We start from the raw sequence: 17,414 nt of genomic DNA, 5'->3' as shown, positions 1-17,414 counted from the left end.
CTTGACCGGGCCATGCACGTCTTTGGCTCGGCTAAAGTAAGACGTGGATGCCCGGCACAAGGCCGGGCACGACGAGCATCTGGAACTATCAAAGGGAGGAGGACACTCTCCATGAAAGATTTCGCCGGAAAAATCGCCGTGATCACTGGAGGCGGCACGGGCATGGGCCGGGAGCTCGCGCGCCAGCTCGTCGCCGAAGGCTGCAATGTCGCGATGTGCGATGTGTCGCCTGAGAATTTGGCCGAGACCAAGCGGCTCTGCGAGGTGGAGAAATTGCCGCAGGGATTGCGCGTCACCACCCACATCGCCGACGTCTCCATCGAGGATCAGCTCAAGCGCTTCCGCGACGAGCTGATCGAGCAGCAGAAGACCGACAAGATCCATCTGCTCTTCAACAATGCCGGCATCGGCGGTGGCGGCAGCCTGTTCACCTCGACCCGCGAGCAATGGGAGCGCACTTTCAACATCTGCTGGGGCGGCGTTTATCTCGGGGTGCGCACCTTCCTGCCGCTGTTGGTGAAAGCCGACGAGGCGCATATCGTCAACACCTCCAGCGTCAACGGCTTCTGGGCTTCCGTCGGCCTCGGCGTGTCGCATACGGCCTATAGTGCGGCGAAATTCGCGGTGAAGGGATTTTCGGAAGCGCTGATGACCGATCTCAGGCTCAACGCGCCGCACGTCAAATGCTCGGTGGTGATGCCCGGCCACATCGGCACCTCGATCGTGTCGAACACGCGACTGGTGATGAACGGCTCGGAAAAGCTTGCGCCCAACGAGCTCCTGCAGGCGCGCCAGCGGCTGAAAGGCATGGGCGTCCCGGTCGAGACCATGTCTGACGACGAGATTCAGCAGCGCGCGCTCGACCGTGCGCGCTCTTTCCGCGACGAGGCGCCGACCACGGCGGCTGAAGCCGCCAAGATCATCCTCGACGGCGTCAAGGCGGATCGCTGGCGCATCCTGGTCGGCAACGACGCCCACAAGCTCGACGAGCTCGTGCGGGCATCGCCAGAGAAAGCCTACACGCCCCAGTTCTTTGAGAACATGGTCAAGCAAGTCGGTTGGAAGGTGGGGTGAGCGGAGCGATCGCATAGGGTGACGAGACGAGATCAAGCCGCGATCGCGACTGCGCTCCCTCTCCCGCTTGCGGGCCCGCAAGCGGGAGAGGTGAAGAGCCCCGCATAGCCCGTTTCAAACACCGTCCGCTACCTTGCATTCACCCGATACGCGAGCCGGCTGTGTCCCGCGCAATAGGGCATGCCGTCCAGCGGCGTGTTGCCGCAGAAGCAGAAATCCGCTTGCCCCGGACTTGAGATCGGCCAGCGGCAGGTTTCCTTGGAGAGCTCGAACAGCGAGCAGGTATGGCCGTTGTGGATCGGCTCGTCGGGGATTTCCGGCTCCGGCTCCGCGAGAAACGATTTCGCGAGAATCTGCCGCAGCCGTTGCGCGCCGCGCGGACGCGGCGTGCTCGCCGGCTCTTTCTTGGGTCGCAGCGCGCCGCCCTTGTCGCGGGTCAGGTTGAGGCGCGAGATTTTTCCGATGACCGCATTGCGGCTGACGCCGATCTCGGCCGCGATCTCGCGGCAGGAGAGGCCGGCTTGAAAATGCACTTTCAGGGCTTCAATGCGTTCGGTGGTCCAAGTCTGTACAATGGAGGGCATGAGTTCGGTTCCAGGTTTGATCCTTTCGGGATCGTTTTGACCTGCGCAGAGCCGAAACTGCCGTGCCCCAAAATCTCAAATCACGCTTTGCCATTGTCACGGATGGAAAGCAGCCCGTCCTTGATCGCGAGCCTTATGCCTTCCTCGATCAGCGTCCTTGCGACGCCGGGAACGCTGGTGCCGTGGGTGCCCTGTCTCACAAGTCTTTCGAGAAAGGCAATGGTCGAAAGCGCCAAAGTTACTGGAATGCGGTCAGTCTCGGCTTTCTCGGTGGCCATGACAAACGCTAGTCCGTTACTCGAGTACAGAAAAGTAACTATTTAGACTCTATTAGGATACGAGAAAATGCAGCAGCCCGTCAAGTGTGAGTGATTAAGCCATTGAATCCACTAGCAAACGCCAATCGCGGCCGCGCCGTCCATCGGCGCTCGCGAGCGGACGGAGTGACCAGCCCAATTTTGACTTGAAAAGGGGGATTCGCGTTCTCGCCGCGCGGCGGCGTTTCACGCGTCAAAAGCATGGCCTGCGCGGACGAGATCCGGCTGCCAATCGGCCAGCGCACGATAAGCCGCGATCTACTCCGCCGCGCGCAAGGGGGATGACGAGGGGTGCGAAGCGACCGACAATTGCCTGGCATAGACCTCCTGCCACGAGCCCTTGTCGTCGCTGACGAAGTAGCCGCTTCGTCCTGCGCGATACATCTCCGGGTCTTCGACGCCGGGGGGCAAGACGTTGTTGTCGCGCAGCGCGCGAGCCGCCATCAGGAGGCGCCGGCGCGTTCGCGTGATCATCTGGTCCGACGGCGCCAGGTGCTCGAACGCATGGTCCGTGATCGGCCCCATGCTTTCGGTGATGGCCTGGTCCTGCAGGTGGACGCCATCGATTCCACTGTAGATCGCGTTGCTTTGCTGCGCAGCGCGATCGAGACCCCAATCATTGCTTTCGTTCGCAGCCAGGCGGAATCGGCCGAGCCAGTCCGTGGAGTTGGGAAGGAATTTGTTGCCACGACCGGTACCGCCGATCGGCCGGCCGTCCTTGAAGGCGGGCTGCGGCTGTGTCACCGCCGATACGCCGCGCTTCCATCGCAGGAAGCAGAACATCGTGTGATCGGCGTCGAGCGGCACCCAGGCACGTGCGTGCACGTGACTGGCGAACTCCCCGGCGGGTACCTGGACCCAGAACGGAAACAGGAAGTTCGCGAAACGCCAATAAATGCTGTCTCCCCCGGCAGAGCGGTACGCGGCGTACTGCGTGCCCCAGGGGGTGTCGGCGACATGATATTCGGGAGCGCGGTTGGTAACGGTGTGGTAGACCGGATTGTCCTCGGCGACGTCGTCGGGGTCGACATGGCCGGCGTGCAGATAGCCGAAATGGGCGGTATCGATCTCGCCCTCGAGCGCCTGCAGGTAGTTGCAGTCCCGCTGGATGAAGGTCACGCTGATCTCGTCATCAGGAATGTCGAGGACTTCGAACGCCGGCAGCAGGGGCACCTTGGCGCTCGATCCCATGTAGACCCAGACGACACCGGCGCGCTCGACGGCCGGATAGGCCTTGGCCTTCACCTTGTGCTTGAAGTCCTGCTCTGGCGGCACGCTCGGCATGTCGATGCAATCGCCCGCGACATCGTATTTCCAGCCGTGATAGATGCAGCGGATGCCGCCTTCCTCGTTCCGTCCGAGGAACAGCGAAGCGCAGCGATGCGGACAGCGATGGTCCATCACGCCGACCCGGCCTGCGCTGTCGCGGAACGCGATCAGCTTTTCACCGAGCAGCATCAGCCGGATGGGCGCTCCGCCGCGCACAAGCTCGGCGGACTGCGCCGCGGGGATCCAGTACTGCCGCATCAGCGCGCCCATGACAGTGCCGGGTCCGACCTGGGTGAGCTCCCTTCCTTCCGCAGCGGTCGTCATTGTTTCCTCCCGATTGCAACCTTGCGCCGGTTGTTGGGGACCACGTTATCATGGATTGGGGCCGGCTGCCCGTCGACTGGGGCGTCGACGCAAAAATCGAGGTTATTCCGTTAGCAGGATCGGCGCGTAATAGGTCGAGTGCACGCAGTCCAGCCACGCCTGATCGGACAGGGGCGGGGCATGCGTCTTCACGGCAATGCCCCGCGCGGTGAGATCGGCCTCAAAGATTTGCACAATGCGCTCGGCCGTCAGTTGTTCATAGGCGCGACCGGTCATTGTCGGCGACGAGCGCCCGGTTGGTGAGCGGTGCGCTTACGCTCCGCTTCGGGCCACTCAGACCGTCGGGCCAATATTCGTAAGCGCCACCTGGTCCTTCATAGAACCAGACCACCGCGCCGGCCTCGACGATGCGCCAGGGCTCGAAGAGGCCGGAGCTGCCCATCGCCTGAAGCAGTTGGATCGGATAACGATCGCGGGTGGTGCCGCGGAAGGAGGGGATATCGACATGCACCGCTCCTGACGGCATCGGCGCATTCACATTGACCGCAATCGTGTTGGGGACGACTTCCGCTCCCTGGAAGAGCTGCGACGCCGCCTCCCGGAAACGGGGATTCTCCAGGATGAGCTCCGCGCCCGCCACCAGCGGCTTGCCGTTGGCTGCCCATGTGCCGCGAAACCAAGGCAGCGTCCCGCCGTGTTCGGCGGTGGCCTCCCGGTCGCCGCGCGTCGCGGAAACAGGGAGGTAGCTTGCCAGTGCGCGATAGGGGCCGTGGCGCTCGACGAGCGTGCGAATGGCGTCCGGATCATCGAACACGTTCTCAATGGGGATGGCCTGCATGCTGATCGACCTCCTTTTGACGAAGCCGCCGTCGATCCTTTGGATCGGGCGGCGGATGTGTCTTTCGAGAGTCGTGACAGGTTAGGCGTTCGCACTCCCCTTCGGCCGAGGCGCGCCGCAATCGATCGCAATACTATATGCGATTGCGCTGATCGAAAGTGAAATGACGCACAGATCAGCTGCCCGACGACCAGCCGAAATGCGCGATGGGATCGGCATCATAAGGGATGTCGGACCCACACATTAGGTTCCACATAAGCCGCATAGTTCTGCTCGACCGATACCAGCACCGGCACCAGCGCACCGGCGACCTCTTCCTCGCCGGAACGTTCGAAGAGCGCTCCCGTCCAGCGTGACCACTCGGCGAGTGTGCCAACAATCGTCATGGAGCAGGGGGCGATCTTGATGATTTGCCCGCCCACCCTGACGTGGGTTCTGAGCCACGCGTCGATCGGCAAACCATCGTCACGCTTCAAGTCGATATAGTCGCGCATGGGGATGCGCGGCCGCAGATGCTTCTGGCTCGGCCGGACAGGCGCGAACAACTCCGCAAAGCCGCTTCCTTTCGCGCAGGCCTTCAGCGCATCCAGCATCGCCAGCGCATTCCCGCCCCCTCGCGCTTTCGGAAGGAAGGCAATCTCGAGTGCGCTCATGGTTGTCGGCTTGCGCCCCGCCGTCCTGTCTTCATGCGCCCAGCGGATCACCTGATCCCAGCCGCCGCCAGGCAATTCATTGCGGTCATCGACTCCAAACGCAAAGGGAACGGCGAAAGCGCGTCCGACAACCTCGCCATCGACAAGTCCGGCGAAGGCGTAATCCAGGTAGCTGGGAAAAACGGACCGGCCAAAATAGAGCTTTGCCGCCGCGTCGTGCTGCATAAATTCGGGCCATACCGCCTGCAAATCCTTCGAAAAGACAGCCGCGACCAGATCCGGTCGTTCCCGCAACGAAAATATTTTCAGGGTCATTCTTCGCAGCCCGATTGTAACGACAACAGCCAGTTCGTCCGTTGGACGGACTATACTAGCCCGTTGCGCCGAACCAACGCGCCACGTTGAAGATGATGTGCCCGACGAGGCCGCCGGACCAGCGTGCCGTTGATGCGGATATTGCCGTCGCGGCCGGCCGGAAGCTCGGTCCGCTTCACCAGCGTCTCATCCCAGTTATCGACCACCTTGCGGATGTAGGCGGCGATCTCGGCGCGGCGCGGCGCCACCGTGCGCAAGATCGTGACCCGGAGTCAGCGGCTGATCGCATCGCCGATCGGCGTTGCTCGCGAACCGATCGCAAGCTAACGACATGTGGCGGCGTGCTAGCCGTGAACGACCTTCTTTTCGATCATGCAATGAATGCCCTTGGAGCCGTTCACGGTCTGGGTGACCCGCAAATCGGCGGCCAGGCTGCAGAGCGTGTAAGCGTCCTCGCGCGACAGGTTCCGTCTCTCTCCGATCAGCACGATCATGTCGCGCAGCGCGCGGACCACGCATTGGTCGAGGTCGGGGTCCATCGCCATGGTCATGTAGTGCGTCGACGTCTCCGCGCGGGGATAGTCGAGCCGGATATCCTTGCGCAGCGTGAGCCGGAAGCGGCCCTTGAGCGCCGTCTCGATCGCGGTGACGCAGACCTCGCCGTCGCCCTGCACGCCGTGGCCGTCGCCGCAGGAGAACCGCGCGCCCGGCACGAACACCGGCAGATAGAGTTTTGCGCCTGCGCAGAGTTCCTTGTTGTCGAGATTGCCGCCCATCGCCCGCGGGATCAGTGAGGTGATGCGGCCCCAAGCCGGCGGTGGCGCGACGCCCATCACGCCGAAGAACGGCTTCAAAGGCAATTCGAGCCCCCAGGGCATCAGGCCGACCATGCGTTTCAGGTCGAGCGGGATGTTGATGAGCCGCGGCTCATGGAAATCGTCGGGCAGGGTGCCGGCCAGCGGGCGGATCAGGTTGTAGCCCCAGTCCTGCCGAAGCTGCACGTCGAGGATATCCACTTCGAGTACGTCGCCGGGCTCCGCGCCATGAACAGCAATGGGTCCGGTCAGGATATGGCCGGGCACCATGCGCTCGCTTCTCGCATGCACCTCAAGCAGTTCCGGCGGCACATGAAATTTGGCCCTGTCCGGCACCGTGTCCGGGCCGCCCGAGATGGTCTCGACGGTCACTTCGTCGCCGCTTTCGATGGTGAGCACGGGCTTCAGCCTGGCTTCGAAGAAGCCCCAGTGGCAGGTCTCTGGGCTGGAATGGAGATGATGATGCGTCATGTGCAGAATTTCGGCAGCGAACGAGGGAGAAAGCGGGGGCTTGGGCTATGCGCAAGGACAGCGTATGACGCTTTAGCAGATAATGGGCGAGGCTTCCCTTGTTTTTCGCACTGTCAAAAACGCTCGGCGTCATGTTGCTGCCGACGAACTTTTTGGTCGGTCTCGGCGTGGTGGGCCTGCTACTCTTGACGACACGATTTGCGCGGGCCGGCCGCCGGCTTCTGATCGTCTCGGTCGGGCTGCTCGCGCTCTGTGCTTTCTCGCCGCTTGGAAGCTTGCTGCTGTATCCCCTGGAGAGCCGGTTTCCACAATGGGACGCGGTGCGCGCGCCGGACGGCATCATCGTGCTGGGCGGTCCGATCGATGCCGATCTCTCGGTCGAGTATGATCGGCCTGTGATCCGCAGCGCGGCCGACCGCATCGTGGCCGCCGCCGCACTCGCCCGCCGCTATCCGAACGCCCGCATCATCTTCACCGGCGGCAGCCCCAACCTGATCTCTCATGATGCCCGCGAGGCCGATTATGCCGGCACGATCTTCGAAAGCCTCGGTGTCGACAAGGCGCGGCTCACCATGGAAAGGCGCTCGCGCAACACCTATGAAAATGCGCTCTTCACCAAAGAACTCGCCCAACCGAAGCCGGGCGAGCGGTGGCTGCTCGTGACTTCGGCCTATCACATGCCGCGCTCGGTCGGCTTGTTCCGCAAGGTCGGATTTCCGGTCGAGCCTTACCCCGTGGATTGGCACGTCGGACCAGGCCTGCGCGATGCGCTCGCGTTTTCGACGATCGCCAACGACGGTTTTGCGCGCACCGATCTCGCAGTGCGCGAGTGGATAGGGCTCCTCGCTTACCGGATCACCGGAAGGATAGGTATGTTTTTTCCGGGCCCTGAAAGAGCGATCGCGGAATCGGCCGCTCGCGCGCACGTGCACTAAAGTCGCAACGCTCATGTTGAACTTATGCGCTCTTCGATCGTTGTTTTGCAGTTCTGGTCCTTGGCGCAGCGTTGAGCAGGCGCCGAACGGAAATCTCGCAAGGTGCGGGAGCAGCTGAATGCAGTACGGAGCGCTTCGCGGATTGCGAAGTGCACCTCATGTGATTGTTGTCGGCAGTGGGAAGGGAGGCTCCGGCAAGACGACACTCGCGATGCACGTAGCGATCGGCCTTTTGAGGGCCGGGCAGAGAGTAGGAACCCTCGATCTGGACGCTGACCAGTGCGGCTTGACGCGCTATGTGGAGGCTCGCGAGCAATGGGCGCACCATCGCCATATCGACCTTGAGCTTCCGCAGCACAGCCAGATCCCCGAGGCCAGCGGCACAAGGACCGATGAGATCGAAGCGCTTGAGGTGGAATGGCTGCAGCAGGCGGTCGAGCGCGTTGAATCCTCGTGCGACTTCCTCGTAATCGATACGCCGTCCCATGACAGCTATCTGACCCGTGTTGTGCATTTGATCGCCGACACGATCCTGACTCCTCTGCGGGACAGCTTCCTCGACCTTTGTGCATTGGGCCTGATTGATCCCCTGACCCAGGAGGTCACCCGGACGGGCTACTATGCCACCGCGGTTGGCGCCGCCCGCAAGCGGCGTCGACAGCTTGATCCGGCCTTCGTCGACTGGGTCGTCATCGTCAACGGCGCGTACGATCCGCCGCTGGTGACGCCCCGTCTCGCCGAGCTTGCGATGCGGCTTGGCTTCCGTGATGTGGGCGGATGTGCCGAGCGGGCGGTCTACCGCCGGCTCTTTCCTCTGGGTCTGACCGCGTTCGATGCCCCGGACGAGATTACGCTTGCGACTTGTCAGGGCGATTCTCAATTGGCCCAGCAGGAAATGCGCGCACTGATGGATCGCCTGCAGCTACCCGTCGACGATCGCGGCGTTCGTCGTGCCGCGGCGCGCGCGGAGTGGCTCAGGTGCAAGGACAAGCCGCTGCTGTTGGAAGAGATTATCTGAGGCTGCGGGTGCGACCGGCATCCGCCATTCGCTGCGTTTGGCACCGTCATTGCGAAGAGCGCAAGCAACGAAGCAATCCAGACCGTCTCCGCGGAGCGCTATGGATTGCTTCGCGGAGCCTGTCATCGGGTCGCGCGGACCCGTTGGCTCGCAATGACGGCAACAAGCGGCGAGACGCTCTTCCCGGCCACGCCTTCCGGCACTAGGATCGCAGGCCGACGCACTCCGGGAGACGACGCCATGCAGCAACAAACGCCTGAATCCTTCGACCTTGCCGGCATGGTCGCCGATCTCAACAGCCTGTTGCGGTTGAAGACGACGGTCACCGGCATCAAGATGTTCGCGAATGTTGCGGACATGGAGGCGATTCCAAAAATCCGCCGGCCCAATGCGATTCACACCACCGACCAGATCGTCAGCATGGCTTCTCGCCTTGGCTGGACCGTCGGAATCACGGCAGACGATCTCGTGGGCGCACAGTGCCGCGCCGTGATCGGGCTTAGCCCCCAGGACGAGAAGTGGCTTGCGGGCACCAACTATGTCGGCGTCTGGCATGGCACCGCGGAGGACGCGCGCAAGCGGCAGGAGGCGCTCGATGTCGTGCCGTTCGGACAGTACCAGGCGATGGCGGTGAGCCCACTGACGTCGGGCCGGCTCAACCCGCCCGACATCTGCCTCGTCTACGCGACGCCGGGGCAGATGATCATCCTGATCAACGGCCTGCAATATACCGGCTACAGGAAGTTCGAATGGGGCGTGGTCGGCGAGACGGCGTGTGCGGATTCGTGGGGGCGGGCGCTGAAGACCGGTGAGCCGAGCCTGTCGTTGCCCTGCTTCGCCGAGCGCCGCTATGGTGGCGTTCCCGACGAGGAGATGCTAATGGCGCTCCAGCCTGCGCACCTTGCAAAGGCGATCGCGGGCATGAAGCAGCTTGCAAAGAACGGCCTGCGCTATCCGATCGCGCCCTACGGCATCCAGAGCGACGTCCGCGCCGGGATGGGCGTGAGTTACGGGAAGAAATAGGCGCAAGAGCAATCGCATCACCAACCGTCATCGCGAGGAGCGAAGCGACGAAGCAATCCATTGCGCGTCATGCAAGGTATGGATTGCTTCGCTTCGCTCGCAATGACGACCGGCAAATCTCAGGAATAAACAATGAAATCTTCGTCGAAATTGGACATCGTGGTCTACGGCGCAACCGGATTCACCGGCCAGCTCGTCGCCGAATACATCGCCACGCGCTACAAGAACGACAAGGACCTGAAATGGGCGATGGCCGGGCGCAGCCTCGACAAGCTCAAATCGGTGCGCGACGCGATCGGCGCGCCTGCGGACACGCCGCTGATCGCGGCCGATTCCAGCGACCTCGATGCGCTGAAGGCGATGGTGGGCCAGACCAGGTCGGTGCTGACAACGGTGGGTCCGTATCAGTGGTATGGCAACGAGCTGATAGCGGCCTGCGCCGCATCAGGCACGGACTATCTCGATCTCTGCGGCGAGCCGGTGTGGATGCGGCAAATGATCGACAGGCATGAGGCGGCGGCAAAGGCGAGCGGCGCGCGCATCGTCTTTTCTTGCGGCTTCGACTCCGTGCCGTTCGAGCTCGGGACCTTTTGCGTCCAAGAAGAAGCGAAGCGCGTGTTTGGCGCCCCTAGCTCGCGCGTCAAGGGCCGCGTGCGCGACATGCGCGGCACCTTTTCGGGCGGCACCGCGGCGAGCGGACGCGCGAGCTTCGAGGCCGTGGCCAAGGATCTCAGCTTGGTGGCCATCCTGAACGATCCCTTCGCGCTCACGCCCGGCTTCAAAGGCGCGAGGCAGCCGAAAGGGAACAAGCCCGTTTACGAAGAAGATATGCAGTCATGGACCGCGCCGTTTACAATGGCGCTCATCAACACGCGCAACGTCCATCGCTCCAACATGCTGATGGGTTTTCCCTACGGCAGGGAGTTCGTTTACGACGAGATGGTTTTGACCGGCCCTGGCGAGAAAGGCGAGGCCAACGCCAAGAAGGTAATGGCGGCCAACAACGAGAAGACGGGGCCGAATGCGCGCAAGCCGGGTGAGGGGCCTTCGAAGGAAGAGCAGGAGAACGGCCTCTACGATCTGCTCTATATCGCGGTCGGGCCCGATGGCCGCGAAGCCCGCATCTCAGTGAAAGGCGACCGCGATCCTGGCTATGGTTCGACCTCAAAGATCATCTCCGAATGCGCAATTTGTCTTCTGCGCGATACGCCCGACGTGCCAGCGGGTTTCTGGACGCCGGGCGCGGCGATGCAACACAGACTGATCAAGCGGCTAATCGATCACGCCGGGCTGACGTTTCAGGTCGAGCACTGAGCGCGCGGGCGTCATAGCCATAGATCCAGTCCCAGCTCCGCGCATTGAAGGGCATCATGACCTTGATCATGCGGTCGCGGAGCCAGGCGCCGGTGCGGCTGAACTCGCGCTTCTGGTTGCCGTTGCGGCGGGCCAGCGCCACGATGCGCTCCGCGCGCGGGCGGCGTTCGTGCTCGAACGCCTGGAAGGCGGTGCGGATCTCATGCTCGTCGCGCAGCGCGCATACGAGCCGGAAGGCGTCTTCGAGCGCCAGCGAAGCGCCCTGGCCGGCATGGGGGCTCGTGGCATGAGCAGCGTCGCCGATCAGAAGCGTTCGGCCGCGCGACCAGTTCGGCAGGGTCGCAACGTCGAGCGTTGCGGTCACGATGATCTCCTCCAGCGCGTCGATGAGTTGCGGAATCGGATCGTGCCAGTCCGCATGGTATTTGCGGAGGTGACGGCGGAGCGCCGCCTGATCCATGGCGCGGAAGGTCGCGGCGTCGATGCCGTGCGCGGGCTGGGTGCTCCAGCACATGGCGCTGAGCTCGCGCTCGTCGCTGCAATAGCCGTAGCCGAAGCAGCCGCTCTGGCCGAAGGTCATGGCGAGGCTGGGCTTTGCGCCTGCCGCCTCCAGGAGCGCCCGCGGCACGAAGCCGCCGAAGCCGACCAGGCCCGTGTCAAAAGGCTTTGGGCCGTCAGGCACGACGTGCTCGCGCACCGCCGAGTGCACGCCGTCGGCGCCAATCAGAAAATCGCCTTCGGCGCTGGAGCCGTCGGTGAAGTGCGCGACAATGGGCCGGTCGGGCCGATCCTCGATGCGCCCGAGCCGCTTTTCGAAATAGAGCTCGACGCTGGAGGACCAGGCCTTGTCGATCAGGACCTCGTGCAGGACGGCCCGGCGCATGCTGACCGCGGGCTGGCCGAACCGCTCTGCCATGTTGCGGTTGACCGAGCCGAGCGGCGCGCCAGATTGCGAGTAGAAGTCGATCGATTGGCAGACCGAGCCGCGGCGGACCAATTCCGAGGCGACGCCGGCCTCGGCCAGCACATGCATGCCGTTGGGGGCGATCTGCAGTCCGCCGCCCATACCGGTCGAATGCGGCCGGGCTTCGAACACCTGCGCTTCGATCCCCGCCTGCTTGAGCAGGATCGCGGTGACGGGGCCGGCGATGCCGGCGCCGATGATGAGGGCCTTGCGGGGATGTTTCGTCATGGCTTGCTCCTGGTGTCTCAGCGAGGTAAAGATTCACAGAGACTAAATATCTTAGTCTCTAAGATATATCCGAGCTAAGATATAGGACCGGCCTTGTCAAGGACAAAAGCGCGCGCCGTGCTGCTGCAGGAACTCGAGAACGCGATGCGCAAGGCTTCCGCGCAGGGAACCATGTTCGCGAAAGCCGTGGCCGATCGCGCCGGCATATCCTCGTCCGACATGGATTGCATGGATTTCCTCAACATGGAGGGCCGCATGACCGCCGGCCGGCTTGCGGAGCTGACGGGTCTCACCACCGGCGCGATCACCGGCGTCGTCGACCGGTTGGAGAAGGCCGGCTTCGTGCGCCGCGAGCGCGACGAGAGCGACCGGCGCAAGGTGTTCATCGCGCCGGTGCCGGAACGAATGATGGAGATCGGACGCTTCTACGCGCTGATGCAGCGAGCGATGCAGAAACAGGCCGAGCGCTACACGGATTCCGAGCTGAAACTCCTGCTGCGCTACGCGGCCGAGTGCAACCAGTCGATCCTTGAGGCGACGACCGCGCTCAAGACCGTGATGGAGGCCGAGCCGAAGGAGAAAGGCAGCCGCGCCGCGAAACCGCGGGCGGCAAAATAGGCGTCGTCCCTATCAACGACAGATGTCTCGCCACTCATATTGCTGAGTTGCGGGATTGAGCACCTGCCGCTGGGTGCACCGAGACGTGCCAAGCGGCGGAAGAGGTGGCGTTCGGATCGGCGCGATCGAGGGCGGCGGAAGGGCGCAGGTCGTCTCCGGGCAGATCGGGGGAATATCGATCGAACTGCTGCAGAGCGCCTGCATCGAACCCCCGACGCACCGGCATTCGCAGGAAGCCCGCGCTTGGACGGGCACCGCCAGGGCAATCGCCATCGTCAGGAAAATTCGTGCTCGCATCGGTCGCCCCCTCCTCGAAATTTGCCTCAATGTTCGCTTTTTGTTCGCGCGAGTCAAGCCCTCGCATGAGGCGGACTTTGGCTGGTGCGGTTCTTTTGCGAGGAAAGCGCGGGTCTGATTTCGACAGGCGGGCCATCCGCCGCCTTGTAGGGCTGGGCGGCTGCAAACATGCCCCACATGGCGCCCAGCATCATCCAGAAATGCCGCCAATGGTCGGTGTCGATGACAAAGCTTTCGCCGACCGTGCCGAGGAAAGCGGAGAAGATCGCAAGATATGCGCGCTGCCAGGGCACGCGGACGAAGATGTGCCTGAACCCGAGGACGACAGTGACGAACACCAGCGCAGGATAGCAGACGCCGGAGATCCAGCCGCCGGACATGAATGCGTTGAGATAGGAGTTGTGGGTATCTTCCGGGAAGTAGTGGTGGAATTGCAGCGGCCCGATGCCGAATGGCAAATCGAGCGCCATCTGGGCGCCGAGGATATGGCGGCCGAACCGGCCGAACCGGCCTTCGTCATAGCTCTGCTCGAAGCTCGCGCGTTGGCGAAACATCTCCGCAACCGAGTCGAAGGACAGCAGCACCGCAAGCAGCAGCGCGGCGGCGAGGACGGCGATGACCGCGATGATCACGATGCGCGAACGTTCGCCGCGTGACCGGCTGGTGAGCACCATCAGCGCCAGCATGAAGGCGGAGGTGAGGATCAACCCGCCCCACGCCGCGCGCGAGAACGCGAGCAGGATCGCAAGCGACATGATGGCAAACGCGATCGCGCTGCGCAACGCCTTGCCGAAACGCGCGGTGACGATGGTCTGCAGCACGAACAGCGCCGGCAGGATCAGGAACGCACCGAGCACGTTCGGGTCCTTGAAGGTGCCGCGCGCGCGCTCATAGAGCGTCAAGAGATCGTGGCCGCCGGGCACGAGGTTGAAATAGCCCGCAATCGCCGCGAGCGAAGCGATCATCGCGCCGACGATGAGGCCGCGGCGGAGCATGTCGAGCCGTGCGGCGGTATCCTCCGATAACACCATGGCGAGGAAGATCACGGTGAACGCCATGTACCAGGAGGTTGCGATCCAGCTGAAGACGTCGGAATCAGCAAGCAGCGGAATGGCGCCGATGCTGTAGCCGACGTTGAGCGTAACGATCAGCAACAGAAGCGGCATGAATACCAACCGCAGTCGCAAGCCTGTGGCAAAGAACAGCGCGGCGGCCACGAGCGTGACGAACTCATAGGGGCTCGGCTCGATGAAGACGACGGCGCCGGAGGCGCCCACCAGCCACACCAGCGCCCGCTGCAGCGCGCGCACGCCGGGCGCCGCGACCGGCGACAGAGAGGCTTCGGCTGTGGTCGCATACGCCATTGGATGCTCACTCAACTCATACCAGTCACGTCATTGCGAGCGAAGCGAAGCAATCCATATCTTTCCCGCGATAAGTCTGGATTGCTTCGTCGCTTCGCTCCTCGCAATGACGTCAATCAAGCACTTCGAACGCTCAATACGCGTTCTCATTCTTCGTCAGCAGCGCCAGCGGCGTCTTCAGCAGAATGTAGGTGTCGAACAGCGCCGACCAGTTCTCGATGTAGTAGAGATCGAACTCGACGCGCTTCTGGATCTTCTGTTCGTTGTCGATCTCGCCGCGCCAGCCGTTGATCTGGGCCCAGCCGGTGATACCGGGCTTGACGCGGTGGCGGGCGAAATAGCCGTCAACGGCCTCGTCGAACAGGCGGGTCTGCAGCTTGCCCTGCACCGCGTGCGGGCGCGGGCCGACCAGCGAGAGGTTGCTCTTGAAGACGACGTTGAAGAGCTGCGGCAGCTCGTCAAGGCTGGTCTTGCGGATGAAGCGGCCGACGCGGGTGACGCGCGGATCGTCCCTGGTGACGACCTTGGAGGCGGTCGGATCGGCCTGGTGATGGTAGAGCGAGCGGAACTTGAAGACGTCGATGCGCTCATTGTTGAAGCCGAAGCGCTTCTGCCGGAACAGCACCGGGCCCGGGCTGTCGAGCCTGATCGCAAGCGCGACCAGCGCCATCACCGGCAGCGCCATCAGGAGGACGATGGAGCCGACCACATGGTCGAACAGCCACTTCATCACCAGGTCCCAGTCGGTGATCGGCGCCTCGAACACGTCGAGGGTCGGTACCTTGCCGAGATAGGAGTAGGAGCGGGGACGGAAGCGCAGCTTGTTGGTATGGGCGGAGAGGCGGATATCGACCGGCAGCACCCACAGCTTCTTCAGCATTTCCAGGATGCGCGTCTCGGCCGAGATCGGCAGCGCAAACAGCACGAGATCGACGCGGGTGCGGCGCGCGAACTCGACGATGTCGTCGACCTTGCCGAGCTTCGGACTGCCGGCGCAGGTGTCGAGCGCGCGGTCGTCGTTGCGGTCGTCGAACACGCCGAGCACGTGGATGTCGTTGTCATATTCGTTCTTGAGCGCGGAGACGAGCTGTTCGCCGTTCGTGTCGGAGCCGACGATCACGGTGCGGCGGTCGAGCCGGCCCTGCCGCGCCCAGCGGCGCACCAGCGCGCGCACGGAGAGGCGCTCGACGATCAGGGCGGCAAGTCCGATGAAGAAGAAGGCGGAGAGCCAGAGCCGGGAGATTTCGCCGCCGAGCTTGGCGAGGAAGGAGGCGCCGATGAAGAGCAGGAACACGAAGGCCCAGGACGAGATCATCCGCGTCATCTGGCGGAGCTGGCCGCGGAAGATCTGCACCTGATAGATGTCGGCGGCCTGGAAGCAGATCACGGCGGCGACCGCCATGCCGATGATCGCCGCAACGTACTCCCAGTGAAAGCCGGAGAGGGGCACCACGTAGAAGCGATAGATCGCAACGCCGATGATACTGAGCAGCACGAAGTCGATCACGCGGACGACGCCCGCGATCACGATCGGCGAATAAGCAGGGCGGACTTTCTGATTGGTGACCGCAAGAGCCGCGGGCGAGAGCCGCCTGCGCCGCTCGACCTGCGGCCGGCCTCCGGTCGCGGTCGCAGCGGCGGTCGCGGCTGCATCCAACATCGAGCGTGCGTTGATCGGTTCCACTGTCCACGTCCGTTCTTGGGCGAGCACATAGGTGTGCGCGCCTCATGGCGGAATTCCCCCCGCTCACGGCTTAGAGGACAAATCGGAAGAAACGGTTAGCTTGGCAAAGGATGGTTAATGATTGGCGAAGGCGTCGCGATAGCCGGCCAGCACGCCTTCCACCATCGCCTTTTGCGAGAATTGCAGGAAGATGCGCTCGCGCAGCGCCTTGGCGCGTTGGGCTGTGGCGTTCGGATCCTCCATTGCGATCTCGATGGCATCCGCGATCGCGCCGACGATGTTGGGAGCAAACAGCGCGTCGTTATAGACACCAAAGATCTCGGGGATGCCGCCGACATTGGCCGCGACCATGGGGATGCCGGCAGCGCCTGCTTCGATCACGACATAGGGCATGGAATCGCCGCGCGAAGGAACCACGAGCAGCCGGCCCTTGGAGAAGCCGTAACGCGCCTTGACATGACCGATGAAACGAACCGACGGGCTCAGCCCGAGCCGCTCGACCTGCGCCTTCAGGGCCGCCATTTCCTCGCCGTCGCCGGCGAGCGTCAACGTGACCGGCTTGCCGTCGGTATGCAGCCGCGCGACTGCGTCGATCAGGAGGTCGGCGCCCTTGATGTGGCGGAACTCGCCGACATAGACGATGTCGGTGACGTCGTCCGCCTTCGCCACGGGATCGAATTCGTCCGCGGTGACGCCGTTGAAGACGCAGCGCACCAGCCCCTTCGGTGCGCCGATCGTACGCTGAAAGGTGTCGCGGGCAAACGCGCTTTCGAACAGGAACAGATCGGTCTTGTTCATCAGCGCGCGCTCGAGACGGCTGTAGACCTTGCCCTTGAGCGTATTGAGAGGGTAGTGCAGCGAGCCACCATGCGGCGTGTAGACACGGATAGCATTGTCGGAGCGCGGCTTCAGACGGACGAAGGCACCCGCCTTGGCGCCGTGACCATGCAGCACGTCGGGCTTCAACCTGGCGATCAGGCTGCGGAAGCGCATCCACACCAGGAGGTCGGTCGGCCACGGCTCGCGGTGAATGGCGATGCGGTGCACGCCGAGCGCAAGGCGAGGGGCGATCTCGGCGAGTGCGCTCGTGGCGCGCTCGCCGCCGGTGAGGCTGTCGGCGATGATGCCGACCTGGTGGCCGCGATCGGCCTGGCCGTTGGCGAGATCGATGATGTGGCGGAAAATGCCGCCAACCGGCGCGCGCACAGCGTGAAGGATTTTGAGCGGCTGGTCTGGCGTGGGCATCGTCTAAAAGCCAACAGGTGCCGGCATATGCTGCCATCTGCAGGGAATCCTGCGGGCGGCGCGC

The 17,414-nt window shown here is 63.4% G+C and carries 18 protein-coding genes; 6 read left to right on the top strand and 12 right to left on the bottom strand.

Annotated elements, in window-relative coordinates; all coding sequences use genetic code 11:
* Nucleotides 1-111: 111 nt before the first annotated feature.
* Nucleotides 112-1,074, top strand: coding sequence for an SDR family NAD(P)-dependent oxidoreductase (locus VKR55_RS30510; protein ID WP_324409109.1), 963 nt, complete (start codon nt 112-114; stop codon nt 1,072-1,074).
* 128 nt (nt 1,075-1,202) lie between these two features.
* Here the strand turns inward: VKR55_RS30510 and VKR55_RS30505 are convergent, their stop codons facing one another.
* From VKR55_RS30505 to VKR55_RS30470, 8 genes are all read right to left on the bottom strand, one after another.
* Nucleotides 1,203-1,658 carry a GcrA family cell cycle regulator gene (locus VKR55_RS30505; RefSeq protein ID WP_324409108.1) on the bottom strand — a complete coding sequence of 152 codons (456 nt, stop codon included), beginning with the start codon at nt 1,656-1,658 and terminating at the stop codon, nt 1,203-1,205.
* Between the two features lie 80 nt (nt 1,659-1,738).
* The gene (locus VKR55_RS30500) at nt 1,739-1,936 is read right to left on the bottom strand and encodes a hypothetical protein (protein ID WP_324409107.1); all 198 of its coding nucleotides are present in this window, start codon (nt 1,934-1,936) and stop codon (nt 1,739-1,741) included.
* A gap of 297 nt (nt 1,937-2,233) precedes the next feature.
* Nucleotides 2,234-3,568 (bottom strand): Rieske 2Fe-2S domain-containing protein, encoded by a 1,335-nt coding sequence (locus tag VKR55_RS30495; protein WP_324409106.1) that lies wholly within the window; start codon nt 3,566-3,568, stop codon nt 2,234-2,236.
* Nucleotides 3,569-3,670: 102 nt separating this feature from the next.
* On the bottom strand, nt 3,671-3,802 hold the full coding sequence (locus VKR55_RS30490) for a hypothetical protein (RefSeq protein WP_324409105.1): 132 nt from the start codon (nt 3,800-3,802) through the stop codon (nt 3,671-3,673).
* Between the two features lie 22 nt (nt 3,803-3,824).
* Nucleotides 3,825-4,406 (bottom strand): hypothetical protein, encoded by a 582-nt coding sequence (locus tag VKR55_RS30485; protein WP_324409104.1) that lies wholly within the window; start codon nt 4,404-4,406, stop codon nt 3,825-3,827.
* A 218-nt stretch (nt 4,407-4,624) separates the two neighbouring features.
* Complete coding sequence (locus VKR55_RS30480; protein ID WP_324409130.1) at nt 4,625-5,284, bottom strand: hypothetical protein; 660 nt, start codon at nt 5,282-5,284, stop codon at nt 4,625-4,627.
* Nucleotides 5,285-5,424: 140 nt separating this feature from the next.
* On the bottom strand, nt 5,425-5,631 hold the full coding sequence (locus tag VKR55_RS30475) for a hypothetical protein (protein WP_324409103.1): 207 nt from the start codon (nt 5,629-5,631) through the stop codon (nt 5,425-5,427).
* 87 nt (nt 5,632-5,718) lie between these two features.
* Nucleotides 5,719-6,660 carry an acetamidase/formamidase family protein gene (locus tag VKR55_RS30470; protein ID WP_324409102.1) on the bottom strand — a complete coding sequence of 314 codons (942 nt, stop codon included), beginning with the start codon at nt 6,658-6,660 and terminating at the stop codon, nt 5,719-5,721.
* Between the two features lie 98 nt (nt 6,661-6,758).
* Here VKR55_RS30470 and VKR55_RS30465 point away from each other — a divergent pair, with 98 nt between their 5' ends.
* From VKR55_RS30465 to VKR55_RS30450, 4 genes are all read left to right on the top strand, one after another.
* On the top strand, nt 6,759-7,595 hold the full coding sequence (locus VKR55_RS30465) for a YdcF family protein (protein WP_324409101.1): 837 nt from the start codon (nt 6,759-6,761) through the stop codon (nt 7,593-7,595).
* A gap of 118 nt (nt 7,596-7,713) precedes the next feature.
* Nucleotides 7,714-8,613, top strand: coding sequence for a division plane positioning ATPase MipZ (locus VKR55_RS30460; RefSeq protein WP_324409100.1), 900 nt, complete (start codon nt 7,714-7,716; stop codon nt 8,611-8,613).
* Nucleotides 8,614-8,853: 240 nt separating this feature from the next.
* Nucleotides 8,854-9,636, top strand: a complete 783-nt coding sequence (locus tag VKR55_RS30455; protein WP_324409099.1) for a DUF169 domain-containing protein — start codon at nt 8,854-8,856, stop codon at nt 9,634-9,636.
* Between the two features lie 132 nt (nt 9,637-9,768).
* Nucleotides 9,769-10,950 carry a saccharopine dehydrogenase family protein gene (locus VKR55_RS30450; RefSeq protein WP_324409098.1) on the top strand — a complete coding sequence of 394 codons (1,182 nt, stop codon included), beginning with the start codon at nt 9,769-9,771 and terminating at the stop codon, nt 10,948-10,950.
* On the opposite strand, the gene VKR55_RS30445 is transcribed toward VKR55_RS30450, so the two are convergent.
* Nucleotides 10,901-12,142: an FAD-dependent monooxygenase gene (locus VKR55_RS30445; RefSeq protein WP_324409097.1), complete on the bottom strand. Its 1,242-nt coding sequence runs from the start codon at nt 12,140-12,142 to the stop codon at nt 10,901-10,903. The two genes, VKR55_RS30450 and VKR55_RS30445, sit on opposite strands and share 50 nt — an antisense overlap.
* A gap of 93 nt (nt 12,143-12,235) precedes the next feature.
* Between VKR55_RS30445 and VKR55_RS30440 the strand changes: the two genes are divergently transcribed.
* Entirely contained in the window at nt 12,236-12,760 is a 525-nt protein-coding gene (locus VKR55_RS30440; RefSeq protein WP_324409096.1) for a MarR family winged helix-turn-helix transcriptional regulator, read from the top strand.
* A gap of 350 nt (nt 12,761-13,110) precedes the next feature.
* Here the strand turns inward: VKR55_RS30440 and VKR55_RS30435 are convergent, their stop codons facing one another.
* The 3 genes from VKR55_RS30435 to VKR55_RS30425 all read right to left on the bottom strand — a co-directional run bounded on the left by VKR55_RS30435 (nt 13,111) and on the right by VKR55_RS30425 (nt 17,350).
* On the bottom strand, nt 13,111-14,421 hold the full coding sequence (locus tag VKR55_RS30435; RefSeq protein WP_324409095.1) for an O-antigen ligase family protein: 1,311 nt from the start codon (nt 14,419-14,421) through the stop codon (nt 13,111-13,113).
* 133 nt (nt 14,422-14,554) lie between these two features.
* Nucleotides 14,555-16,081 (bottom strand): undecaprenyl-phosphate glucose phosphotransferase, encoded by a 1,527-nt coding sequence (locus VKR55_RS30430; RefSeq protein WP_324409129.1) that lies wholly within the window; start codon nt 16,079-16,081, stop codon nt 14,555-14,557.
* 138 nt (nt 16,082-16,219) lie between these two features.
* Entirely contained in the window at nt 16,220-17,350 is a 1,131-nt protein-coding gene (locus VKR55_RS30425) for a glycosyltransferase family 4 protein (RefSeq protein WP_324409094.1), read from the bottom strand.
* Nucleotides 17,351-17,414 lie beyond the last annotated feature (64 nt).

The organism is Bradyrhizobium sp., from assembly GCF_035309285.1.
Lineage (GTDB): Bacteria > Pseudomonadota > Alphaproteobacteria > Rhizobiales > Xanthobacteraceae > Bradyrhizobium.
Note: the sequence above shows the minus strand (reverse complement) of the source record. Positions and strands in the feature narration are given on the sequence as shown.